The organism is Flagellimonas alvinocaridis (assembly GCF_965248585.1).
GTDB lineage: Bacteria > Bacteroidota > Bacteroidia > Flavobacteriales > Flavobacteriaceae > Flagellimonas > Flagellimonas alvinocaridis.
This window is the reverse complement of record NZ_OZ252111.1, coordinates 1,975,875-2,001,170: the sequence shown is the minus strand read 5'-3', so window position 1 is coordinate 2,001,170 and position 25,296 is coordinate 1,975,875. Positions and strand designations below refer to the sequence as shown.

Genomic DNA, 25,296 nt, shown 5'->3' with positions numbered 1-25,296 from the left:
TAATCAAAATCAACCTATCGAAAATTTGTCTTATTCAATGGATATCAGCTTTGAAGAATTTTCAAAGGATTTCAACTATACTGGTCCTATACAGATAAGGGGGTTTTACCAAGGAGTTTCCACAAACATTCTTAACCTTGAAATTATTGGCTGCTCCCCAGAACTCCTCAATCTAACCCCCCACAAAACCTCTTGCGTAGGAGCAGAGGATGGTAGTTTTACGATGACAATGGATAGGGATTTGGAAGATGGAGAGGCATTATTTGTGGCAGTATATGCACAGAATATAAATGATCCAAATGTTTTTGACCTAAAAGGAAATGCCTCAACAGCTAAGGAAAATCAATTAGTCGATAATGGCAATCAGACCTTTACCTATCCTAGTCTATTAGATCAAGGAAATTACAAAATCAAATATCAAACCTACCCAGATGAACAAGAAGTTGAAGATATACCATGGGATAGCCTTGTTGAGGTTGAGGACTCTTTTACCATCGAAGACCCCGACCCGGTCACGTTTACTCTCCAAAAGCTCAACGATGTATATTGTTTTGAAGGAAGTGATGGCAGTTTAAAAATTACGGCCTCGGGAGGCTTAGGGGACGGAAAGTATCAATTTAGGGTCAACAATGAGGGAGCTTGGATAGATTTTAACAATCCCAACCTTCATATTGTGAACAATTTATCCGAAGGGGATTATGAGGTGGCTGTGAGGAGGGTCAATGGAAACACCATATGTCTGTCTCAAGAAAACCATGAAGAACATATTGACCAGCCGTCCGAATCAGTTTCAGTAGAACTTTTTCAATATGTAGAACCCACCGCCTATGGTTTTACCGATGGCAGCATCACTGTGGAGGTCTCAGGTGGAACTCCATATCAAAACAATAGCTATGATTACACATGTTACGATGAAGATGACAATCCTATCAATACAACCTCTGCGCAATATGTGAACAATGTATATAACATCACCTTGGAGAATGTAACGGCTGGAACTTACACTTTAGCGGTTACGGATGCCAACTACAATCAAGCAACTGATAAAGGAGGCTGTATGCTAACCGAGGATTTTGAACTACCCGGACCGCCCAAACTACAATTGAATGTGGAAGAGTCTATTCCCATTTCCTGCAACAGCGCCAATGCGTATAACAATCCTTCCAATGACGGTCTGTTAACGGCCATTGCATCTGGAGGAGTACCACCTTATGATTATTCTTGGAGCAAGAAAGATGAGAATAATCAATGGCAAGATATTCCCAACAACAATTCCAATGTGCTCGGTAATCTTGAAGCAGGTCAATATGCCGTGAATATTGAGGATGCCAATGGAATTATCATGGGAACTTATGTGAACAACCAATTGCAACAAGCCTCTCCCGCAATCTATGTATTGAAAGAACCTGAACTGCTAACCGTACAGATAGAAAAAACGGATATATACTGCTTTGGAGGCACGGATGGGACAGCCACAGCAATTGTCAATGGCGGAACACCTCCCTTTGAGTATTTATGGTCAACTGGTGCTACCACGCAGACAGCTGAAGGACTTTGGTTGGGCAACCATACAGTTTATGTTGTGGATTCCCGTGGTTGCGAAGCCGAAGCGGAGATTACCATTGGGCAACCCGATGCTCCGGTATCAATTTCCAACCCACAATATGTGCAACCTACGGCCTTTGGTTTTACCAATGGGAGTATCTCGGTTCAAGTAAATGGGGGAACCCCTTTCAACAATGATAGTTATATCTACCAATGGCGGGACGAACAGGATAATGTTATCAATACAACAACTGCTCAAACTACACTGGAGGGCTATGTTATACAAGTTCATGACATCCCCGCGGGCACTTATACCCTTACAGTTACTGACGTCAATTACGGAAATGCCACACAAAAAGAAGGGTGTACTTACATTGCCGAGTTGGTTTTGGGCGAACCACCTGCTCTGGAATTGAGCGTGGAACAGACCATGCCCATTTCCTGTAATGGGGAAAATCAATTCAATAATCCATCAGATGATGGGCAATTGATGGCTATCGCATCTGGAGGAGTACCCTTTAATCCATTAATAGAGGGTCAGTTTGCCTATAGCTATACATGGAAAAAGAAAGATGGACAAAACATCTGGCAAGTTATTCCCAATGTTACCGGTAACGTGTTGGATAATGTGGATGCAGGTGAGTATGCGGTCAATATTGAAGATGCCAACGGAATTATTCTAGGTGTTTACGTGAACAATGTGCTGGAAGAACCAACGGATTATGAATACCCTGTTCAGGAAACGGAACCAATCACCTTGCAATTGGATAAGCTGGATGTAAGTTGCTATAATGGAAACGATGGATGGGCATCTGTAGCCATAGAAGGAGGGATGCCCCCTTATACCATTTCATGGTCCTCAGGAGGCGATACCGAAGTCGCAGAAAACCTGATGGCAGGCACCTATTTTGTTTACGTGATGGATTTTTATGGATGTGAAGTAAGTGCTCAGGTGACCATAGACCAGCCCGAAGAGTTAATTGTAAATGTGATTGATACCGTTTCACCCACCTGTTATGATGCAGAGGATGGCAGTTTGAGTGTGGAGATTTCAGGAGGAATACCACCTTATACCTATTTATGGAATACAGGTGAAGTTTCCTTATCCCTGGACAATATTGGGCAGGGTAGCTATAGTATGGAAGTTACGGATGCTGTTGGCTGCACCACTAGCAAAGAAGTAACTTTGGAAGCACCATTCCCTACGCAAGTGGATTTGGGAGGAAATAGAACGCTTTGCAATGGGCAAGAGCATACATTGGATATTACCATAAACGATTCCAATGCCATGTATCTGTGGACTTCTGATAATGGATTTAGTAGTACCTCTCCCAAAGTTGCGTTATCAAAATCCGGTGTATATACCGCAACGGTGACCAATAGTTTGGGTTGCTCTGGGTATGATACCATCAAAGTTACCACGACAGAAACTGAAATTGATTCCCAATTTTTGATTACCTCACAGGCCTTTGCAGGGGAAGATATTGTTTTGGTAAACACAAGCAACCCTATTGGAACCAATGAGGAATGGGTCTTTCCCATGGGAATGGAAATCATTGAGCAAGAAAAGGGTGTCGTAATAGTTCGGTTTGAAGAAACCGGTGCCTACGAAGTGATACTGCGGAATTATCAAGAGGATTGTTATAAGGATATTGTTAAGACCATCATCGTGGCAGAAGCCAGGGAGCTTCCAGATGTTGGGGAGTCCGTAACACCTTTCATAAAGGAATTCAAGGTGTCGCCCAATCCATCATCAGGCACTTTCACGGTTTTGGTTTCTCTTCAAGAGCCATCAACTGTAGCATTACGTTTGTTTGGTCTAACCTCAAACAATGTCCATGATGAGCAAGAATTAAAAGGAAGTGCTCTTTATGAAGTACTGTACACAATGGATTTGTCATCTGGCGTATACCTCTTATTGTTGGAAACTTCCAAAGGAAGTGAAATCAGAAAGCTTGTAATCCTATAATGAAGCATTACCAAAAATTCATAGTATTCTCAATGGTATTGGGATTTTTGATATCCTGCGCCAAAGAAATTGCGTTGCCGATCAATGCCAATTTTACTGTAGCAGTAGTGGACGATGATTATTCAGTGCCCGTGTATGTAAAAATCAATAATCTAACTGAGGGAGCGGAAACATTTCAATGGACTTTTAATGGGGGCGAACCATCATCTTCTGTTGATAAAAACCCGGGCGTGGTTCTTTACACCGTTCCTGGCAATTATACCATTGCCTTGGAAGCATCAAACAGGGACGGTACCAAAGAAGTTTCCAACTTTCAAATTACTATTGATGAGGCTATTGTTCCTAGCTTTCAGGTGAATATTGAAAAGGATGCGTATCTGCCAATATCGGTCAATATTGAAAACATGACCACGGGTGCGAGCCACTATCATTGGACATTTGAAAATGGAATTCCGGCCACTTCATCTGCGGCGTCACCACAAAACATTGTTTTTAACGAACCGGGAAACCATATAATAGCGCTTGAAGCAGGAAATGGTAGAGAATCAAAACATATTTCCGATACCATTACGGTTGCTCCTGATATTTTTGCTGATTTTGATATAGTAGCTGCTTTTCAGGACGACGATTTTCAAGCTCCGGTTACCTTGTACCTTATCAACAAAAGTATAAGTGGCACCAGTTTCGAATGGACTTTTGATACCGCCGTTCCATCTTCAAGTTTGGAGACAAACCCTACTATTACAGTTGATACTCCAGGTATTCATCAACTTAAGTTAAAGGCTTCCAATAGCAAACGGTCTCATACGGTTAGCAAAGAGATAACGATTTATGAAGAAACTAATCTAAGAAGCATCGAAAACGTGCAGCTAGGAACCAGTTCAGCGCATAACAACAATATTTCAGGTGCTTTTTTTTCCACCACATCACGAAAAGTTTATACAAAGGACAGTGTTCCATTGGATGATGGAGGTATTGTCGATATCGTTTTTTTCGCATTGAATCATGATTTCAACTTCAACAAATTTGTGTCCCCTGACGAGGTTGAGGATTACACTTTTGAACCGATACCCATTGCAAAACATACCAAGTTCATCAACCTGCAAGAATCGTGTGAGTGTGAAGCTTCACTTTCGGTTGTGGAATTTGATGCCATGGAAGATGATACCCTTTTATCCGAAATGACCATTGAGGAAACCATAGGAGGCATTCAGGATTTTGATGATTCCGTAGTTCCAAGAATTGTACTGTTTGAGACATGGGATGGCCGTAAGGGAGCGATTAAAATAAGGGAGTTTGTTCAATCAGGCCCTGATTCACACATCGTGATGGATATTAAAGTCCAAAAACAATAATCAATGAGCAATAATCAATGAGCTATAATCAATGAGCAATAATCAATTAAGAATCAAATAATGTCAACGAATAATGTCCATGTCATTCTGAACCTAGTGAAGAATCTCTTTTTAGTAAGCAGTATGCAGTATGTCAGGATACAGTAGGCAGTAGTTGTGAAAATTGAAGCTATGTACAAAGAATTGAAAGCATATCAAAAAGCATTTGACTTGGCCATGAAGATTTTTGAGGTCACAAAGACGTTCCCAAAGGAGGAGCGCTTTGCCCTGATAGACCAAATACGGAGAAGTTCACGTTCCGTATGTTCCAATATGGCTGAGGGATATCGAAAACGATTGTATGTAAAACACTTTGTGGCAAAACTATCCGATGCAGATATGGAAAATGCTGAGACACAGCTATGGTTGGATTTTGCCCTTTCGTGTAAATACCTTTCCAAGGATTCGCATGATGGATTGTTTGAAGATTCACTGGAAGTGGGAAGACTTTTGGGATTTATGATTCAGAACCCTAATAAATTCAGGAAGAGATGAAGGAGTTTTTTCAAGATTCAGTTTGCGGTTTTCAGTTAGCAGTAGGCAATTTTCAGTTAGCAGTAGGCAGTTTTCAGTCGAAAGTATGCAGTGAACTTTACAAATTGTTAAAAACACTGTCTACTGCATATTGTCTAATACTATACTGCCAACTGTCCAACGCTCAAATCTACCCGGTACAGGTCACCCCGCAGATCATCCCTCCCTATAGTTTTCAACTGTCCGATTACGCTACGACCACACAGGAAAAGCTCTTCGTGAACCTTTTGCTCACCGATGCACAGGAATTTGGCAGGCAGGTACGGTTGAAATTGTTCGTGGAAGGCCCGGGCATCAATTTCCAGTCCACGGACTTTGTTTCGGGAACATTGCCCATAGTTCTGGACGGAGGGATCAACAACAGGTTGACCAATCTGGACCTACAGGCCTATTTCAGTTATAACAATCTGGTGGGCATCTCCCCGCAACAGTATGGCCAACAGTTGCCCGAAGGGCAGTACCGTTTCTGTTTTGAGGTGTACGACCAGTTTTCGGGCCAGCGCATAAGCAACCGTAGTTGTGCCAACATTTATCTGGTGCTCAACGACCCGCCCCTGCTCAACGTTCCTTTCCGAGGGGACTTGGTCACGGCCCAGAACCTACAGAACATCATCTTCAATTGGACACCGAGACACATCAACGCCGGGGCGGTACAGTACGAGTTCACCCTAAAAGAACTATGGGATACGGCTATGGACCCACAGGCCGCTTTTTTGGCCAGTCCGCCCTTGTACCAGACCACCACCTTTGCCAATACCCTGCATTATGGTCCGGCACAGACACCTCTTTTGGAGGGCAAGACCTATGGCTGGCAGGTAAGGGCCTTTGTGAGCGATGGCATCAACGACACCTCCTTGTTCCGGAACAACGGTTTAAGCGAGATCTACCATTTTACCTACTGGGCCGATTGCCCACCGCCCCGATTTGTGCTCTCCGAGGCCGAGAATTCCCAGACCGTTAAGATTACATGGCAAATGGGCGAACACCTGCGCTATCGGGTGCAGTATCGTAAAAAAGGGTATGGCGAAGATGACTGGTTCGGGCAATGGTCGCAGACCAATGGGACTACCATTCGCAATTTGGAAGCGGGTACCATTTACGAGTTTAGGGTGGGAGGTGAGTGTACCCCCAACGGCGGTCTGGCCTATTCCCCGATACACGAGTTCACTACGCCCACCGAGGATGAGATGGCCTACTACAACTGCGGCATCCCGCCCGAGATTGAAATTGCCAACCAAGACCCATTGCTGAACCTTGGGGTGAACGAGGTGTTTACGGCAGGGGATTTTCCGGTAGTGGTTCAGGAAGTAACTGGAAACAACGGATATTTTACAGGCTGGGGCTATATCACATTCCCATTTCTGGAAAACCTTAAAGAAGTGATAGATGTAGCCAATGTAGTTAGTGGAGGAGAGGTGAACATTGGCAAGTTCAGCAGAATACGGGTAGAGTTTGATAACATCAAAATCAACACCGATTACCAGTTGGTGGAGGGCATGGTGGAGACGAGCTATGATGTGGAGTGGTCTGGAGTTGTCGATGTGGATGAGGCGATTGCGGATATTGGTCAATTGTTGGAACTCCTTTCGGATGAGTTGAACCAAATAGTAGCAACAATAAAAGAGAATTGGGAACTAAACCAACAAGTGGATGCAGCAATAGCGATATTGGAAACCAACTTGGATGACCCCAATAATGGATTGACGGATGAACAAGAAGAAAATATCAGGAATTTTATTTCCGATCGGGAAAAGGTAAAACAAACTATCATTCAAGAGAAGGAAAAAATAGCAAGTGGAGAAAGGGATGAGGTGATTAAACAGAATTTGGCCTCAAACTTAATGAGCAGTGCAGAAGACCATTTAACCAGATGTACCTTAGAAAAGCTACTGGACGCAAATACATTGTCCCGAGATAAGGTATTCGATATAACTTCAAATGGAGATGTATTTACCATTGTCAAGGATAATTTTGAAAGTTGGTTAGAGGAATCCCAAAATGTGACAACCTCCAATACAGAAATCAATATGGTTCAAGATTGGTCCATTAGGGCAGACGCCCAATTTAGTAAAAGGCACGGGAGAATTTTGTTTGATCGATTGTTCGAAACGATCCGCAATGCCCCAAAAAATGAACTCTATGCACTGCATTCCGGGCTTTATGAGAAGGGCGTGTATTTGGGAACCTATGAAATGAACGAAACCATACATGGGCTGGCCTTATACACTCCAAAAGCGATACCACAAGTTTTTAAAATGGAGGCAGAAGATTATTGCGAGTTGATAAGTTCCCAACAATACAATGATCACATAAAAGTCATGGAAATTGCCAACTCGTTGGTATTGGCTTTTCTTAACGAAAACCAAGAAGTTACCTTTATGGTGCAGTTAATGAACAACAATGATGCAGATTTTGAAAGCATCTTAAAATGGTTTGGGGTATTAAAATTGTACAAACCCAATATTCTTGTGCGGGATTTGACCCAACAGCAAATATTGAATGAACTTTACTTGCATGAGGAGTTAAGGGCCGTGGACATTGGTGCATACCGGGTAATGATCGCCAACCTGCCCGAAGAGGAACGCGCCGAGGCCTATCTGGAACTGCAACGGCATGTGCCCTACAGGAGCCAATTGGACAATGAGTGCAAAATAGTAAGTGGCTCCCGAATGTGCAACGTAACGAGTTTGGCCATGAACTTTGAGGCCTTGGGCATCTCGAACCCAACCGAAAATGAGCAATTTGAGGACTGGCTAGCAGTAGAAGCTGGAGGAGCACCTAAAATATATTCACCTAAAACTTGGATGGATTTGGGAGAAGGATTTAACATCAATGGAAATAAAAAAGAATTATATACTTCTGATAAAGATGTTTTGATGGATAAAATTAAACCAGAACTTGAAAAAGGAAATAGCATAAGCCTATCATTGTATCCGGGCTGTATGGGTCATATTGTAAGGGTACAGGGAATTGATGAAGGGGGACTATGGATTGATGATCCCAACGGCCATTGTCCTTTGGCCTGTATGTTGGATAGGGAGGGCTGCAAAAGTGGATATGATAAGGGTACACGAAATACAAAAGAACCTAATGTAGGCAAGGATAACCTATATACTTGGGAAGAGATTGCACAAATAACCATAAAATATATGGTTGTATTTTCTAACCTATAATTTAAGATGATGCGAAGAACTCTAATATTATTTTTTATTGCACCGTTGTTGATACATTGCCAAACAAAAAAAAGTTTGGAAAATGACGCTTGGAAAAAATTTCTGGATAAATTTCCAACCCAGTCTTTTAATGCACTTAAATGGATACCTTCTATAGAGAATGTAAAAGACACTATTGACCCAAACCTTGTCAACAAAATGTTATGGCAAGAGAGACGAAAACCAGAAACAATTTATAGCAAAGAGGGAAATTTTCAGTATCCTATAGCTGGTCATATTTATACAGAAAACAAGTATCAATCTTATAGTTCAAATAAAAAAGGAGAGGAATGCCAAATTCCTCTAAAAGTATACCCCTTTTTTAAGATAAAATTAAGCGATGATAAAATTCTAATCTCATATTTAGAATTTGAAACTGCAGAACGTCTTATTTTCCAGCCATTGATTCTTCTTGGTGAAAATTACAAAAAGATAGGTTATTTTGCTTTTATACATAGTCATATTTGGAGATACTGTGATAGTACCATAGAGGAAGTTCTCAAAGAAACCAAGCCATACAGTGCCCCTGTTGAACTTTATGAAAACGGCTTTCTGCTTCATGATGAGTTGTTGGGTGTATATTATGAGGATGTTTTGGATGATGAATATTGGAAGGTCATTATACGGGAAGATGGAAAGTTTGAAATTGTTGATGAAAAAAAGAACTATCAGGATGGTACCGTAATGCTTTGGAGCAAGTATGGCTACCATGTGTCGGACCCTGATGGATATACCAACCTTAGGAAATCGCCATCAACATCTTCCGAAATTCTTTCCCAAGTCAAAAACAATACACAGTTGGAAATACTGGATGCGAGTTCCGATTGGTGGAAGGTGCGTATACCGGATGGAAACGAGGGCTATATGCACAGTTCACGAATTGCTAAAGGAGATGGGGAATAAGTATTAAATAAATACACTGCCAATGAAAGTATAGACCACTAACAATAACAAAACGCAGCATAACCCCAAATCGAGTTTTTGTCTAAAAATGATTTAGAAAAAACAAACAATAACCATTAAAAAAACAACTTATGCTACGTAAAAATTATCTAACAGCACTTTTTGTGCTGTGCATTACAACTATCCATGCCCAGAAAAAGCTATGGGAAATCAATCTAAACCAAAAACTCTACAAAGTAGGGTGGATAGAACAGACCAACGATGGTCTCATCTTGGCCGCTGGAGCCAAAGGCCTTATGGCACTCGACAATAACACGGGCGAGGAAGTTTGGTTCAACGAAACCCTTAAATCGGTAGATAAAAACACCTTGTTGCTCATTCCCGAGCTTCCCATGTTCTATGCCGAATATGACCCAATGATTGGTAAAACAAGGGGGGTGCTCATCAACTCCGGTAACGGAGAGATTTTGTTCGATACCAAGGAGAGCGGTTACAAGGTAAGGGGATTTTCCATTTATCCGGAACAGGCCATGATATTGTTTGAGTTGGTTCAAGATAAGACCAGATATCTTATGAAGTTCAGTCTTAGAACTTGGTCCGAAGAATGGATGGCTCCTGTTGGAAAAAACAAGGAAAACCTATTGCAGAAAGCTTTTGGGGGAGTATCATTTATAGACCATGAGCCACAATTTGATCAAAATGGAAACATGATTATAGGTATCGATGATGAAATCTATGTCATAAACCCAAAAGATGGAAGTGAACTTTGGCATTATGAGGGCAATAAAAAAATCAAGGCGTTGGTATATTCACCCATAAGTAATAGCATTTATATTGGGATTAAAAAGTCCAATAAGTTAACCATCCTTGATCCCAAAACTGGAGAAGACATTACACCGGGCAAACTAAAATTAAGAGGTTATATGATTGATCTTGTCAAGGATGACGATACGGACAATTTGATTTTAGTGGAGACTGAAGGGTTTAACATAATAGATCCCAACACCAATAATTTGCTTTGGAAGAAAAGCTTTAAAATGGACCCATTGACTGAGGTTATTCCTAATGGAAGCGATTTTATTGCCATAGGCAAAGGAGAGAAAGTGGGTCAAATGGCCAGAATAGATGCCAACGGGAAAAAAGTGTGGAACGTTAAAATAAATGGTTACGCCTATTTCAATAGCCTTACCGACAAGGGTGTAATGTACATCTCCACAGAACGTTCCAACATTATTGATTATGAATCAGGAAAGGATGTTTGGAAGAAAGACGTAAAATTTCGTTCCATACCGGCAGTTGCCTACGATGAACATGAAGACAAAGTTGTTATTTATGAGAACGGCAATGGATATAAGTTCAATTTGGAAAGTGGGGATATTGACCTCTTTGCGACAGATGTTGCGTTGGAAAAAGTGTCCAGGAAGACGCCATTACAAGCCGAATATGTGAACGGAAAAGGCTATTTTTTGTTCACTGACCAACATATATCCTTGTTGGCAAAAGATGGCAAACTAATCTACACAAACTATTACCAACCTCCCTCCTCTACAGATGCACTGATTGCATTGGGCGATTTTGCCGGGAGTGCATTTTTAGGTGTTGATTTGGACATTGCAGGTTCCATTGAGAATATTAATATGCTTGCCGATCTGTCCAATGGGGTATACCGAACTACGTTGGATCAGAATGGTGCAGGGCAACAAACATCTCTGCTGGCAGGACTTTATGTGGATAATGGTCATACAATGCAACCTGTGTTGGAAGTTACCAAAACACGCTATTTTAATTCAAAACAGACCCGTGACCATCATTTTTTAGTGACAAAGGTGAAAAGTGAAACGGCACCGACCAAGCACTCTATTTTTATGGTAAATAAAGCTACTGGGAAAATTGAAAAGGAAATAGATCTAATGGATAAAACCCCAAACTATCTTGTTGATATAGTTGACGATAGAGTGTTTGTCAACCAGAACAATGAATTGGTGACATCCTATCAATTTTAAGGTCAAAGCATTTTTTAATGAATAGTTATTCTCTTCATGGGAAAAACCCAAGAGGAGAATGCTATTTGTAAGAATTATTTCTTCCCAATCTTCATTTTTTTCCATGCCTTTTACTATTTCCAAAGAAAGTTGGCTCGCTCTGTATTTTTTCTTTTTTGTTGCTATTGTATCCGCACAAACCGTGGATTTGGAAACTCTGGGAAAAGGTAAGGCCTTTAAAGTTGGAGGAGGAATCTCGTCCAATGGTATTTTTTATCATTCCAACCAAGAATTGGGTAGGCAACCTTTTACTTATTTTCTTCAAGGAAACCTAACTATTGGGCTCTATCAATTTAGCATGCCCATCAGTTATAGTTACTCCAATCAAGGAGAGCAGTTGAATTATAACCTTCCTTTTAGCCTAAATAGATTAAGCCTTCATCCGAAATACAAATGGATTCAAGGACATATTGGTGATGTGTCCATGAGCTTTTCTCCATACACTTTAAATGGACATCAGTTTACGGGGGCAGGAATAGATTTAACCCCAAATGGACCGTGGAAAGTAAGTGTTATGTCCGGCCGTTTGTTAAAGGCAATCGAGTATGATGATGAACAATCCATACCAACTTTCCAAAGGATGGGGTATGGACTTAAAATAGGGCATGAGCAAGAATATTACAGTATAGGGGTAATTGCATTTTATGCCAAGGATAATATCTATTCTATAGCTATTCCCCCTGTTGAACAAGAAATCAGCCCAAAAGAAAATTTGGTTTTGAGCTTTGAAGGCTCCTACGGAATAAAGGAAAATTTGCAAGTGAATGCCACATATGCCACATCTGCCCTAACGCAGGATTTACGGGCAGAATCTCTATCCAATAATAAAGGAAGCTTAACTGGCCTTTTCTTAAATAAAAGAGCTTCCACACAATATTTTGATGCTTTACGAACTGGTTTGGACTATAGTTTTGACAAATCTACCTTGGGTCTTGCCTATGAGCGTATTGCACCAGGATACGAAACTCTTGGCGCTTATTTTTTTAACAATGATTTTGAAAACATCACTTTAAATTCCAGTACTGTTTTGTTCAATGATAAACTGAACCTTTCCTTTAGTATGGGGTATCAGCGAGACGATCTTAAAAATCAAAAAGAACGGGCAATGAATAGGGCAGTGGGATCCCTAAATGCAACGTTTAATGCTTCAGAGGTACTAACCCTATCTGGCTCGTACTCCAATTTTACCACTTTTACCAATTCCAAGGTAAATCAATTCGATGTAATCAACGATGATAACCTGTTGGATAATGATTTAGAACTATTGGATTATAGGCAACTGTCCCAAAATGCAAACTTCAACATCAACTATATTGTTTCAAAAAAGGAGCAATTTCAGCAAAACCTGAATGTGAATTATGCACTGGCAGATGTTTCCAATTCAGAGAATGGAGTAGTACGGTTGGGAAACGCCTCAACGTTCCACAATGGAAATGTCTCCTACACCTTGGGGATGCCTAAAAACAATATGAACATTACCACAGCTCTTAATGGAACTTTAAATACGATTGGTACTGAAAACGCCACTACTTGGGGACCCACGGCAAATCTGAACAACAGATTTTTAGAAAATACCTTGAACACAAACTTTGGCATTTCCTATAATACCAGTAAATCAAGTACGGTACAAAACCAAATTACCAACCTTAGGTTGAATTTAAACTATGTGCTAAATGAGAAACACAACTTCCATTTAAACTTAATCCAATTATTTAAAAAACTGTCGACTGGCAATTCCAATGAACTGACCATAACGTTTGGACACAACTATAGCTTTTGAAAAAAAAGCCCTTGTTTCCAAGAGCTTTTAATTTTCTAAACCGTTTTACGATTAATCGGCTGCTTTATCTACCACAAGTCTATCGGGACGATTGGCTATTTCCCATGCCGTGTGGAAAATAAGTCGGGAACGGTTTTCCAACAGATCATAGTTTATTTTATCGGGTGTGTCACCAGGTCGGTGATAGTCGGCATGCGTACCGTTAAAATAAAATATAATAGGAATGTTGTTCTTCGCAAAGTTGTAATGGTCACTTCTGTAGTAAAAACGATTGGGGTCGTTTTCATCATTATAAGTGTAATCAAACTCAATGTTGGTGTATTTCTTGTTTACCTCTTCTGATAAGTTGTGGAGTTCCGTACTCAATTTGTCTGAGCCGATGAGATACAGATAGTTTCTGTCTCCCACATATTTTGGGTCTATCCGCCCGATCATATCTATATTAAGGTTGGCCACGGTTTGTTCCAAAGGAAGTATGGGGTCCATATCCGTGTAATATCTTGAACCCAAAAGTCCTTTTTCCTCTCCGGTTACGTGCAGGAAAACAATGGAACGCTTAGGGCCTTGACCTGCATCTGCCGCAGTTTTGAAGGCTTCCGCGATTTCCAAAAGAGCTACGGTTCCAGAACCATCATCATCAGCGCCATTATTGATTTCCCCGTTGGCATTTACCCCAATATGATCTAAATGGGAAGAAATAACAATATATTCGTTAGGCTTTTCGGTTCCTCTTAAAAGGGCTGCCACATTTTCTGAATCTACTTTTTCATTCCCACTTTCCACATTCAATTCTAGGGATATGCCCAAATTTTCAGGTGTGGCATTGGCTTCGATATCTTTTTTTATAGTAGTGGCGGATTTCTCGTTGAGCATGATCAGGAAAACATCATCGGTGCCTCCAGCCAGTTCCATTTTTCCGCTATTGTTGGTCTTCATAAAGTCAAAATAACCCTTGTACCGTGGAAAGTTTTGTGCATCATAATACAAAATTCCCTTGGCACCTTTGTCCACGGCCAAACTGGATTTTTTTTCCATGGCCTCTGACATATTCCCCCAAACCGATTTTTCATCAGTGCCCGAAACAACATAAGTGCCATCTGCGTTCATGGGCTCACCAGCCTTGATCAGTACAATCTTCCCGTTCACGTCCAAACCGGTATAATCCGAGTAGGTAGCTTCTTCAACACCATAACCTACATAGACCACATCTTTGTAATTGCCTTGGGCCATAGTGAAGGTCAATACATCTTCCCCGATGGGGAAAGTAGTATTGTTGATGGTGATGGAACCTTCTGGAACACCTGCCACTTCAAGGGGCACTTTTTGAAAATAATCACCATCTGCCTTGGCAGCTGGAATGCCCATGCTTTCATATTGGGCCTTTAAATATGCAACAGCTTTCTTTTGACCGGGTTCTCCTGTTTCCCTTCCTTCATATTCATCAGAAGCGTAAATGTATAAGTGTTCTTTTAATTCATCTTGGGTGATGGTGTTGGCGTAAGTAATCGACACATCTGGTCCTTTTTGGGTTGGGGTGTTGTCCGACACCGTTTTTTGAGACGAGTTGCAGGCAAACATCAGGCCCAAAGCAAACAAGGAGATTTTTTTCATTATCAGGATAGTTTTCAAAATTTACCAAAAATAGTCAAAAGATTACTAAAGAATTGGGTGTGCGCAGATTAACTTTCTCGAGCCCTTTATGTATCTTGGCTCCCTCTTTTGAAGCGTCATCGCATAATATAAATTGGTGGGATATCCATAGTTGAAAAGGATTCAGATCATGGGCAAAAACAAAAGTATCATTGTGGTTGGAGGTGGCATTGTTGGCCTTTCAACTGCATATTTTTTACACAAGGAAGGACATGAGGTCACAGTTTTGGACAAGTCGGATATTACCTCTGGCGCTTCCTTTGTCAATGCAGGTTACTTGACCCCAAGCCATATTATTCCATTGGCATCTCCGGGAATGATTTCCAAGGGGATAAGATACATGTTCAACTCATCGAGTCCATTCTATATGAAACCACGATGGGATGTTGATTTCCTTAAATGGGCTTGGTATTTTAAAAAATCTTCTACGCAGGTCAAGGTTGATGATGCCATGCCTGTGATCAGGGACATTAACTTGATCAGTAGGGAATTGTATGAAGGTATGAAGGCTTCCGGTGATTTGGGAAATTTTCATTTGGAGGACAAAGGACTGTTGATGGTCTACCAGACGGAAAAAGCCCGTGACCATGAACTCGAAGTGATGGAGAAGGCTGTTACTTTGGGATTGGAGGGTAGGCATTTGGACAAAAATGAGCTACAAAAAATAGAGCCCAATGTGAAGCTAAATGCAGAGGGAGCCATCCTCTATGAATGTGATAGACACACCACGCCTCCACAGATCATGAAAAATATGCTCAAATATCTTGAAGCAAATGGAGTGGTCATAAAAAAAGGGGAGGAGGTACTAAATTTTATTGTTACAGAAGGGGTCATATCCCAAGTGGAGACCAATGCTGGAAACTACACTGCGGACGAGGTTGTCTTTGCCGCTGGCTCTTGGACCTCTGAACTTTCCAAAAAACTAAGACTACGATTGCCGTTGCAGGGCGGAAAAGGCTATAGAATCAATATGGAGTCCCATACAGGAATAACCATGCCAGCCATTTTAATGGAAGCAAAGATGGCGGTTACCCCAATGGAAGGCTTTACCCGCTTTGCGGGAACTATGGAGTTTTCAGGAATCAACAACACTATTCGTAAAGAAAGGGTGGATGCCATTGCACGAGGAGCAGAAAGGTATTATGAAGGGTTGAAAATTTCCGAAGAAGACAAGAGAAATGCACAATGTGGACTACGACCTGTAACCCCAGATGGACTACCTTATATTGGACGGCCCAAAGGGTATGGCAATCTTATAATAGCTACAGGTCATGCAATGATGGGGTGGAGCCTAGGCCCCGCAACCGGTAAATTTGTGACAGAACTTGTATCTGGAAAGAAGCCTTCCATGGATTTAGGTCCTTTTGATCCAGATAGAAAATTCTGAGATCATATTTTCTTTGGGTTAATTTAGGCATAGTATGTGCTATAAATTTTTTAGTTGCTCTTTTAAGAAGTAATTTTACCCTATGATAAAAAACTACGCTACATTTTCTTTTTTGCTTTTTTTCCTGAATCTTCATTTGTACCCGCAAGAGGTTCGCATATTTCGAGTAGGGGATTTTGATCTGAACGGAAATGTAAAGTCTTGTTTGGTCATTACAGACTATGGTAGGGAGTCTTTTGAATTTAATCCTGAAGGAATTTTAACAAAGACAGTGACGCAATACAATGATTCGGACCAAGACATTACGTATTATAAGTATGAAGGGGGTGAGTTGGTTGAAAAACGTATGGAAAGCTATAAGAACAGTACGTTGGATGCATCAACATCCATGGCTAATTTCTATTCCATAGACACGGTTCCCCAACGTAAGGTTTTGGAGAAAATCATTTCTTACGACAAACAGTTTTTGGAGCAACAAGTGTACGAGTATGATGAAGAAGGCAAACTGATAAAAATAATAACATCCAATGCGGAAGGAGTGGATGAAACCTCTTTTGGGTATTCCCCATATAAAAATGAACTTACCATAAGCACCTTCACCAATGGTATTCTGGAAAAATCGGTTCGCACATCGGAACGCAAAAACGCCAAAGGAACACAAAAGGTGATTCTTACCAAGGAATATATAGATGGCGAACCCAACAGGGCAACTGAAGAGGTTTTTAACGCCAATGAAAAACTGGTGACCAGCGAATACTTCCTTTATGACATCGGAGAGAAGGAGTTCGTTTCCCAGAAAAAGTTTTTTTATTATTACTCGGACGGGGTATTAAGCAAAGTGGTAACAAAGACCCTGACCACCGAAGCCGTGGAAGAGTACATTTTCCAATTTGATAATCATGAGCCGAAGAACTGGGTAAAACAGATTGTTACTCCAAACAACACCTACACCACTCGTGTGATAGCCTACTATCCCGAGAAGGAAGAAGTTAAAGAGGGAGAAAAACCAAAGAAATAAGGGCTAAACCAACCCTTGGATGATTTCGGGCTTTACTTCATGACCACCTTCAAACATGACTACTTCGGCTTTCCCCTGAAATAGCACATCCAGTTTTATTTTTTCTGATGTAAGGCGTTCTGCGGTCAGGTATTCATCCTTATCCCCATAAACAACTTTTATTTGGGTTTTTTCAAAGTCAAGGAAATAAAAATCTTCCTTTTTTAATTCATTGGGGATACCACCTGCATATAGGATCAAAAGTTTGCATTGGAGTTTTCTACGGGATAAAAATCTAGTGGCCACAGACACCCCTTGGGAAAAACCAAAGAGGACAAGGTTAGTATGGGAGGGGAGTTGTTCTGCTTCCAGGACGGCATCCATATACCGGAGTACATTTTCCATTTCCATGGCAGTATTCTCTTTGGTCAACCAACTGGCCCCTACGTATTTATATTCGTTTTTAAGGTAATATTTTGAAGGAGCTTGGGGAACTATGATATAATTCTCTTCTGGATCAAGTCCTGCAAAATACTTCGCAAAATATCTACTTAAATAGCCAATACCATGAAACACCAACCATACATTTTTGGTTTTTTCATTGAGGGAATTATGCGTGAGATAGGTGTTTTGGGTCGTATACTGTACGGATTTTTCGCTAGGGGACATAAAGTGGTTTTGCTTAATACTATTGACAAAGCTTTGTGTAATTTTACAAAAAATAGAAGGATGGAAGACCATAAAGATAAGATTCTGTCCGTTTGCAATTCAATTTGTAAAGGGACATTAATGGAAACTTTGGAAATAGAGTACGTTGATGTTGGTGAAAATTTTTTGTTGGCCCGTATGCCCGTTAACTCCAAAGTGCACCAACCAGACGGGGTGCTCCATGGTGGGGCAACCGTAGCGCTGGCCGAAAGTGTGGGCAGTGCCGCATCCTATGTTTTTTTAGATGGCAATAAGTTTTTTGTGAGAGGCATTGAGATTGCTGCCAACCACGTTAGATCCATCAAAGAAGGTTTCGTATTTGCTAGGGCCTCTATATTGCACAAAGGCCGAACTACCCAGCTTTGGGAAATTAAGGTCACCGATGAAGAAGGAAAACTAATTTCCAACTGTAAACTGACAACCATTGCCCTACCAAGAGAATAAAGATTTTGAAACTATTATTGGGAGAGTTGGCGATTGCCTTAAGGAGGGATTGCCTTTCTGTATTTATAGAAAGCCCAATCAGAGTCAAATAACAGCTATTTTTCAATTGGAGGATGTGCTACACTCCGTAGTGGATTTCAATGAAAAGGGCTTTGTTTTTGCCCCGTTCCAATTCGAAAGAGGCGTGGTACTTCTTAAACCAGATGAGATTTTTGTAACCCAATTGGAGCATTCCGAACATTCTCCATTTGGCGAAATTCAACTTTCGGAAATAGGTAGAAATGATCATTTGGAGTTGATTAAAAAAGGCATTGAGGAAATCAATACAGGCCGATTGTCCAAAGTGGTACTTTCAAGAAAACTGGAAGCGGAAACAAAACTTTCCCCGCCTGAAATTTTCACCCAACTTTTGCAGCATTACCCCAATGCATTCTGTTATCTTTTTCACCACCCTAAAATTGGCACTTGGTGCGGGGCTACCCCCGAGACTTTAATGACCATTCAAAACCGGGAAATAAAAACCATGTCCTTGGCAGCTACATTGCCTTTTGTGGAAGGTGAAGTACCCCAATGGAAAGAAAAGGAACTTGAGGAGCAGCAAATGGTTTCGGATTATATTCGTGAGCGTCTGACAGGACTGATGGAATCTTTGGATATAGAGGGAGCTAAATCGGTCAGGGCTGGAAACCTATGGCATTTAAAGTCAAAAATCAACGGAAAAATGTTGCCCAAAACTTCGGTGAACAAGATTGTTTCGTTGTTGCATCCAACCCCGGCTGTTTGTGGTATTCCAACCCAAAAAGCTAAGGAGTTTATCCTTAAACATGAGAATTATAGGCGAACTTATTATACTGGCTTTTTGGGAGAACTCAACCTGAATCAAGCAACCGAAACTTCCTTATATGTAAATTTAAGGTGTATGGAACTCAAGGGGCAGACAGCCTCGATTTATGTGGGAGGTGGTATTACAAAAGCATCTGACCCTGAGCGGGAATGGGTTGAAACCCAGAACAAAAGCAAGACCATACTCCACATCCTTTAATTTGACGCCTCTTTATTTAGGGGAATTTGGTTTTCAGATGTATTTTTGTGAGCCATGATGTACTCAGATATTCCCTCGGCCCAAATGTTGGTTTTATATTTTAAGTCCCGAGGTGTCAGAAATATTGTCATTTCTCCGGGGTCTAGAAACGCCCCATTGACTTTGGGATTTACCAAGAACCCATTTTTTAAGTGTTTCAGTGTTGTTGATGAGCGCTGTGCCGCCTTTTTTGCCTTGGGAATGGCCCAACAATTGCAAGAGCCCGTGGCAGCCATATGTTCGTCTGGCAGCGCATTGTTGAATTATTACCCCGCCGTTGCCGAAGCATTTTACAGCGACATTCCCTTGATTGTGGTTTCGGCAGATAGACCCAGCTACCGGATTGATATTGGGGATGGACAGACCATCCGTCAAGAAAATGTGTTGGCCAAACACATAGGCTACAGTGCCAATTTAAAACAGGACGTTTCCCATGCGCCTGCACTTGTGGCTAAATATGGCAAGAATCTTTTACAGGAATCCCAGGAGAGTATCCAAACTTACAACGAAACTGAAATTGGAAAGGCTCTGCAGGTCGCACTTCTGGAAAAATCCCCTGTGCACATCAACATTCCGTTTGAGGAGCCACTCTACGGAACGGTTGCTGAAACTTCTCTGGTTATTGAGGAAATTCATGAGGGGGTTGATAAGGCCCCAATATTGGATTTGAACGATTTCAAGAAAGTATGGGAAGCTAGTGGGAGAAAAATGGTTTTGGTAGGGGTTAATCAACCCAATGCCATAGAGAAAGAAGTGCTCGAAGTTTTAGCCAAGGATGGAAAAACCTTGGTATTTACGGAAACGACCTCGAATGTACATCACCAAGATTTTTTTCCGAGCATAGACAGTATTGTGGCTCCTATTGAAAAATCTGAAAATCGAGATGAGCTTTTTCAAGAATTACAACCCGATTTACTGGTTACTTTTGGTGGACTGATTGTTTCCAAAAAAATAAAGGCGTTTTTAAGAAAATACCAACCCAAGAATCACTGGCATGTAGATTCCAAAAAGGCATATGACACTTTCTATTGTCTATCACATCATATTAAGATGGAGCCCAATGCATTTTTAAAGCGTGTTTGTAACTTGGATATAGAACCGAGTTGTTACAAACTAAAATGGCTAGGGGTAAAAAACAACTATGAAGAAAAGCGGAACGACTATCTTGGGCAAATCCCGTTTTCGGATTTTGTGGTTTTCAATGAGATTCTTCATCAAATACCCAAAGGGTATCAGGTACATTTGGCCAACAGTTCTACAGTGCGGTATACGCAATTGTTTCCTATGCAGCCTACGTTGAAGGTGTTCTGTAATCGAGGTACAAGTGGTATCGATGGAAGTACCTCTACTGCCATCGGAGCCTCTATTTTTGCAGAAAATCCCACAGTTTTGATTACAGGCGACCTTAGCTTTTTCTACGATAGCAACGCTCTTTGGAACGCCAATATTCGCCCTGATTTTAGGATTGTTCTGATCAATAATTCCGGAGGCGGAATTTTCAGGATTTTGCCAGGGAATGAGGATACTGTGGAGTTTTCCACCTTTTTTGAGACCCATCATGTGCATACGGCCGAGCATTTGGCCAAGATGTACGGCTTCACATATGAAACTGCCCATAACGAGGAACAGTTGCATACATGTTTGAATGATTTTTATGATGAATCCACCAATCCCAAGATCCTTGAGATTCATACTCCCAGAAAGCTGAACGATAAAATTTTGCTTGGCTACTTCGATTTCATATCTTAGGGGGTGGTATAAATCATCAACATTAACCATTTTAAAATGAGCAAAAGAGACGAACTTATCCAAAAGTACGCAGAGGAAATCAAGACCAAATTTGGAGAGACCCCAAACATGGACCTTTTGACCAAGGTGACCATAGGACTTGGCCCCGCTGTTTACAATTTGGATGCTTCAAAGGTTTCTGGTTCCAATGAAAAGGAATTGGAAACGGTAAAAAACAACTTCTTGATCAAAAAATTGGGACTTTCTGACGGTCCGGCCCTTACTGACGCCATAAACAAGGTAATAGATGCCTATGGCAGGTCGGATAAGAACAAGTACCGTGCAGTAATTTATTATATGTTGGCCAAACATTTCAAGAAGGAATCTGTTTACAACTAAGGCAACGCAAAAAGGAATAGAGCTGCCCAACTGGCAGCTTTTTTTATACCCAGAATTTCAATATACCTTTACACCATGATACAATTGGGCGGCCATAACACATTAAAAGTTTTACGTAGCACCAGCATTGGTCTTTTCCTTGGAGATGATGAGGGGACGGAAGTACTTCTACCCAACAAATATGTTCCAGAGGATTTTAAGATAGACATGGACTTGGAGGTATTTTGCTATTTGGACAATAACGAGCGTCCCATAGCCACAACCCTTAAGCCAAAAATCACAAGGAATGGCTTTGCTTTTCTTGAGGTTGTTGAAGTAGGTGAATTTGGTGCCTTTTTGGACTGGGGCTTGGAAAAGCACCTGTTGGTTCCTTTCAAGGAACAGGCCCAGAGAATGGAGGAGGGCAAAAAGTATGTTGTGCATTGTTATATGGATGAAAAAACGTTCAGACTGACTGGGTCCAGTAGGGTTGACAAGTTTTTATCCAATGAGGATGTGGCCTATGAAGTGAATGATGAAGTAGACTTGTTGGTATATAGAAGAACGCCTTTGGGATGGGAGGTGGTTGTAGATGGAAAGTACAAAGGACTTATTTTTGAAAGTGATGTATTTAGGCCAATGACCAATGGTGATAGCCTAAAAGGCTATGTGAAAAATGTGAGGGCGGATAAGAAAATAGATTTGTCCCTCAAGCCCATTGGAGCCAAGATGCTGGAGCCCACTGCAAAAATAATCTACGATAAGCTTGTGCAAAACGATGGTTTTCTGCCTTTACATGACAAATCATCCCCTGAAGAAATACAGTTTACCCTCCACCTGAGCAAGAAAGCTTTTAAGAAAGGGGTCGGTATTCTGTATCGGCAAAGAAAGATAAACCTTCAGGATGACGGAATATATCTCTTGTGATTCTAGTTGGCACCTTCAAGAAACAACAGCTTGAATTAAAGGGATTTTGATACCGCTGGGTTTTTTCTTTCAACAAAAACTTTACATTTGTAAGTATGTAGATTAACTCATTGACAGTTATGTGCTTAGCACAAACTTAGAATCCGTAACTCCCTAGAAATATGCCTTTTATTGAAGAAAGCGATTTATTGGACCTTCACAAGGACATAGATAAGGCCCAGATTATTAATGAAAGACTTTTAGACCAGATAAAGTATAAGAACAAAGATTTGCGCAAAATTAGACTACAGCGCAACATACTTTTAGGGTTTGTAGGTCTTTTTGTAATAGGGACTTTGGCCATTACTTCGTTTACTGCGGGATTGAGTAGCAAACAATCGTACGAGAACCAAAACAATCTTTTGGTTTCCATAGATAGTCTGGATGCCATTAAAACAAGAATAGATAATCTCAAGAGTCAGAACGAGGAACTTAGCTTGGTAAAAGAGTTTTACTTGGCCAAGGAATTCCTGAACAAAGAAAAAATTTATTCCGTACAGGTCAAATCCTTTGTGGACAACAATGTAACCTTGGCATCTGAGGCGCTGACCAACACTCTTTTTGTTAAGACCAATCCGTTCTATGCCTATTCCCTTGGTAATTTTGAAACCTTGGATGAAGCACAGACTTTTAGAAAGCAATTGGTGCAGATGGGCTTTAAGGATGCCTTTGTAGCATCATACCAAGATGGAAAAAGAATAAAAATAGAAGACCCGTATTAATCTTGGGAAATATTAAGGCTTGGATACAGGCTGCCAGACTTCGCACACTTCCATTATCATTATCTGGAATTATTTTAGGAACCGCCTTGGCAACAAAACAGGGTTTTTTTGACTTGGGCATTTTTGTCTTGGCACTCATGACAACAGTTGGTTTTCAGGTGACCTCAAATTTTGCCAATGACTATGGCGATGGGATAAAAGGCACCGACAATGAAGACCGTATTGGACCCGCCAGGGCCCTTCAAAGTGGATGGCTTACGCGTTCAGCATTGAAAAAGGGAATCATTATTTCCATTGCCATCTCCCTGCTTTTGGCCATTGGGTTGGTTTATTTGGCATTTGGTTTGGACAATCTGCCTTACATACTACTTTTTTTAGTCCTTGGTTTTTTGAGCATCTGGGCGGCCATTAAATATACCATGGGCTCAAATCCATACGGCTATATGGGATTGGGAGATGTGTTTGTCTTTTTGTTTTTTGGACTCTTAGGTGTGTTGGGAAGTATGTTCCTGTATACAAAAACCATAGGTTTCACCTCTCTTTTATTAGCTATAGCAGTAGGACTGTTATGTGTTGGGGTTTTAAATTTGAACAATTTAAGGGATGTGGTTTCCGATAAAAAACATGGAAAAAATACCGTAGTGGTAAAAATGGGATTCCAGAACGGAAAGCGATATCATTTCCTGTTGTTGATGGCGGCCTTTATTTGCTGTACAGTATATATTTTGATGGAAGACTTAACGGTATTGCAATCTGTTTTCATGGTTGCTTTTGTGCCGATTTTTATTCATTTAAAAAAAGTTATGTCAACACAAGTGCCCGGAGCCTTGGATAGGGAACTTAAAAAGTTAGCCCTAAGCACTTTTTTATTGGCCATACTCTTCTATACATCAGTAAATTATTTTTTGTAATTTTGAGATATAACCAGATAAACTTTATGGAACGTGGAGCAACCGATTAAAATTTTGATTGTAGAGGACAATGTCATCATAGCAGATGATATGCAGTCCATGTTGGAAGAGATTGGTTATGAGATCGTGGACAACGTCATCGTGTATGAGCAGGCAGTAGAGGTGTTAAAGAACAACCATGTTGATTTGGTTCTTATCGATATTATTCTCGCTTCTGACAAAACTGGCATTGACTTAGGAAAGCATATCCGGGATGTTTACAATATTCCCTTCATTTTTGTCACATCCAACTCAGATAGGGCCACAGTGGAAAATGCAAAGACGGTAAAACCAGATGGCTATTTGGTAAAACCCTTTGAGCAACAGGATTTGTATACGTCCATTGAAATTGCGCTTTCCAATTTTAATTATTCAAAAAAGGATGACCCCAAAGCTATTGAAGGAGACGATGGAGATAGCTTTACCTCCAATTCAGTTCTAAAAGATTCCATTTTTGTAAAAAAGCAGCATCTATATTACAGAATTCAGTTTAGCGATATCCAATTTATCAAGGCAGACAATGTGTATTTGGAGGTGAATACAGTGGACAAGAAATTTTTGGTGCGTTCTCCGCTTAAGGATTATTTGGAGAAATTGCCCAAGAACAAATTTTATAGAGCCCATAAATCGTACATTGTTAATGTGGACCACATAGATGCCATTAACTCAAAGGACATTATGATCAATAACAACTTAATTCCTATTTCCAAGGATTTTAAAGAGTTCATATTGTCATCCATGAATAGCTAATAAGGACAAAGAAGTATAATATAGAAGAGTGCCCAACCGGGCACTTTTTTTATGCCAAAATCTTTTTTCTATGCAATGACAACAGCTTTTGTGGTGTTCACAACAATAATTACCCACCATAGAATGATCACTGTACTTTAGCAGTATAAATAATTA

Annotated in this window: 19 protein-coding genes; 17 read left to right on the top strand and 2 right to left on the bottom strand. The window is 40.7% G+C overall.

Annotated elements, in window-relative coordinates; genetic code table 11:
• Positions 1-37: 37 nt before the first annotated feature.
• From ACP14V_RS09175 to ACP14V_RS09145, 7 genes are all read left to right on the top strand, one after another.
• Positions 38-3,514 carry a hypothetical protein gene (locus ACP14V_RS09175; protein ID WP_272611076.1) on the top strand — a complete coding sequence of 1,159 codons (3,477 nt, stop codon included), beginning with the start codon at positions 38-40 and terminating at the stop codon, positions 3,512-3,514.
• On the top strand, positions 3,514-4,869 hold the full coding sequence (locus ACP14V_RS09170; RefSeq protein ID WP_272611075.1) for a PKD domain-containing protein: 1,356 nt from the start codon (positions 3,514-3,516) through the stop codon (positions 4,867-4,869). Before ACP14V_RS09175 ends, ACP14V_RS09170 begins: the two co-directional genes overlap by 1 nt.
• A gap of 171 nt (positions 4,870-5,040) precedes the next feature.
• Entirely contained in the window at positions 5,041-5,403 is a 363-nt protein-coding gene (locus ACP14V_RS09165) for a four helix bundle protein (RefSeq protein ID WP_272611074.1), read from the top strand.
• Between the two features lie 104 nt (positions 5,404-5,507).
• Positions 5,508-8,615 carry a C39 family peptidase gene (locus tag ACP14V_RS09160; protein WP_424987205.1) on the top strand — a complete coding sequence of 1,036 codons (3,108 nt, stop codon included), beginning with the start codon at positions 5,508-5,510 and terminating at the stop codon, positions 8,613-8,615.
• A gap of 198 nt (positions 8,616-8,813) precedes the next feature.
• Positions 8,814-9,557, top strand: coding sequence for an SH3 domain-containing protein (locus ACP14V_RS09155; RefSeq protein ID WP_272610278.1), 744 nt, complete (start codon positions 8,814-8,816; stop codon positions 9,555-9,557).
• 131 nt (positions 9,558-9,688) lie between these two features.
• Complete coding sequence (locus tag ACP14V_RS09150) at positions 9,689-11,560, top strand: PQQ-binding-like beta-propeller repeat protein (RefSeq protein ID WP_272610277.1); 1,872 nt, start codon at positions 9,689-9,691, stop codon at positions 11,558-11,560.
• A 58-nt stretch (positions 11,561-11,618) separates the two neighbouring features.
• Positions 11,619-13,379, top strand: coding sequence for a hypothetical protein (locus ACP14V_RS09145; protein ID WP_272610276.1), 1,761 nt, complete (start codon positions 11,619-11,621; stop codon positions 13,377-13,379).
• Between the two features lie 51 nt (positions 13,380-13,430).
• Here the strand turns inward: ACP14V_RS09145 and ACP14V_RS09140 are convergent, their stop codons facing one another.
• On the bottom strand, positions 13,431-14,990 hold the full coding sequence (locus tag ACP14V_RS09140; RefSeq protein WP_272610275.1) for a M28 family peptidase: 1,560 nt from the start codon (positions 14,988-14,990) through the stop codon (positions 13,431-13,433).
• Between the two features lie 169 nt (positions 14,991-15,159).
• On the opposite strand from ACP14V_RS09140, the gene ACP14V_RS09135 reads away from it, so the two are divergent.
• Together ACP14V_RS09135 and ACP14V_RS09130 are read left to right on the top strand one after the other, a co-directional pair.
• Complete coding sequence (locus ACP14V_RS09135) at positions 15,160-16,416, top strand: NAD(P)/FAD-dependent oxidoreductase (protein WP_272610274.1); 1,257 nt, start codon at positions 15,160-15,162, stop codon at positions 16,414-16,416.
• An 82-nt stretch (positions 16,417-16,498) separates the two neighbouring features.
• Positions 16,499-17,434 carry a hypothetical protein gene (locus tag ACP14V_RS09130; protein ID WP_272610273.1) on the top strand — a complete coding sequence of 312 codons (936 nt, stop codon included), beginning with the start codon at positions 16,499-16,501 and terminating at the stop codon, positions 17,432-17,434.
• 3 nt (positions 17,435-17,437) lie between these two features.
• Here the strand turns inward: ACP14V_RS09130 and ACP14V_RS09125 are convergent, their stop codons facing one another.
• Positions 17,438-18,082 carry an alpha/beta hydrolase gene (locus ACP14V_RS09125; RefSeq protein ID WP_272610272.1) on the bottom strand — a complete coding sequence of 215 codons (645 nt, stop codon included), beginning with the start codon at positions 18,080-18,082 and terminating at the stop codon, positions 17,438-17,440.
• 60 nt (positions 18,083-18,142) lie between these two features.
• On the opposite strand from ACP14V_RS09125, the gene ACP14V_RS09120 reads away from it, so the two are divergent.
• From ACP14V_RS09120 to ACP14V_RS09085, 8 genes are all read left to right on the top strand, one after another.
• Positions 18,143-18,565 carry a PaaI family thioesterase gene (locus ACP14V_RS09120; RefSeq protein WP_272610271.1) on the top strand — a complete coding sequence of 141 codons (423 nt, stop codon included), beginning with the start codon at positions 18,143-18,145 and terminating at the stop codon, positions 18,563-18,565.
• The gene (locus ACP14V_RS09115; RefSeq protein ID WP_272610270.1) at positions 18,546-19,607 is read left to right on the top strand and encodes a chorismate-binding protein; all 1,062 of its coding nucleotides are present in this window, start codon (positions 18,546-18,548) and stop codon (positions 19,605-19,607) included. Before ACP14V_RS09120 ends, ACP14V_RS09115 begins: the two co-directional genes overlap by 20 nt.
• Before the next feature lie 54 nt (positions 19,608-19,661).
• Positions 19,662-21,395 carry a 2-succinyl-5-enolpyruvyl-6-hydroxy-3-cyclohexene-1-carboxylic-acid synthase gene (gene menD / locus ACP14V_RS09110; protein ID WP_272610268.1) on the top strand — a complete coding sequence of 578 codons (1,734 nt, stop codon included), beginning with the start codon at positions 19,662-19,664 and terminating at the stop codon, positions 21,393-21,395.
• Between the two features lie 36 nt (positions 21,396-21,431).
• On the top strand, positions 21,432-21,773 hold the full coding sequence (locus ACP14V_RS09105) for a DUF2853 family protein (RefSeq protein ID WP_272610267.1): 342 nt from the start codon (positions 21,432-21,434) through the stop codon (positions 21,771-21,773).
• Between the two features lie 75 nt (positions 21,774-21,848).
• On the top strand, positions 21,849-22,679 hold the full coding sequence (locus ACP14V_RS09100) for a CvfB family protein (RefSeq protein WP_272610266.1): 831 nt from the start codon (positions 21,849-21,851) through the stop codon (positions 22,677-22,679).
• Positions 22,680-22,840: 161 nt separating this feature from the next.
• Entirely contained in the window at positions 22,841-23,440 is a 600-nt protein-coding gene (locus tag ACP14V_RS09095; protein ID WP_136567315.1) for an SPOR domain-containing protein, read from the top strand.
• Positions 23,441-23,442: 2 nt separating this feature from the next.
• The gene (gene menA, locus ACP14V_RS09090) at positions 23,443-24,351 is read left to right on the top strand and encodes a 1,4-dihydroxy-2-naphthoate octaprenyltransferase (protein ID WP_272610265.1); all 909 of its coding nucleotides are present in this window, start codon (positions 23,443-23,445) and stop codon (positions 24,349-24,351) included.
• A 33-nt stretch (positions 24,352-24,384) separates the two neighbouring features.
• Positions 24,385-25,140 (top strand): LytR/AlgR family response regulator transcription factor, encoded by a 756-nt coding sequence (locus tag ACP14V_RS09085; protein WP_136567317.1) that lies wholly within the window; start codon positions 24,385-24,387, stop codon positions 25,138-25,140.
• Positions 25,141-25,296 lie beyond the last annotated feature (156 nt).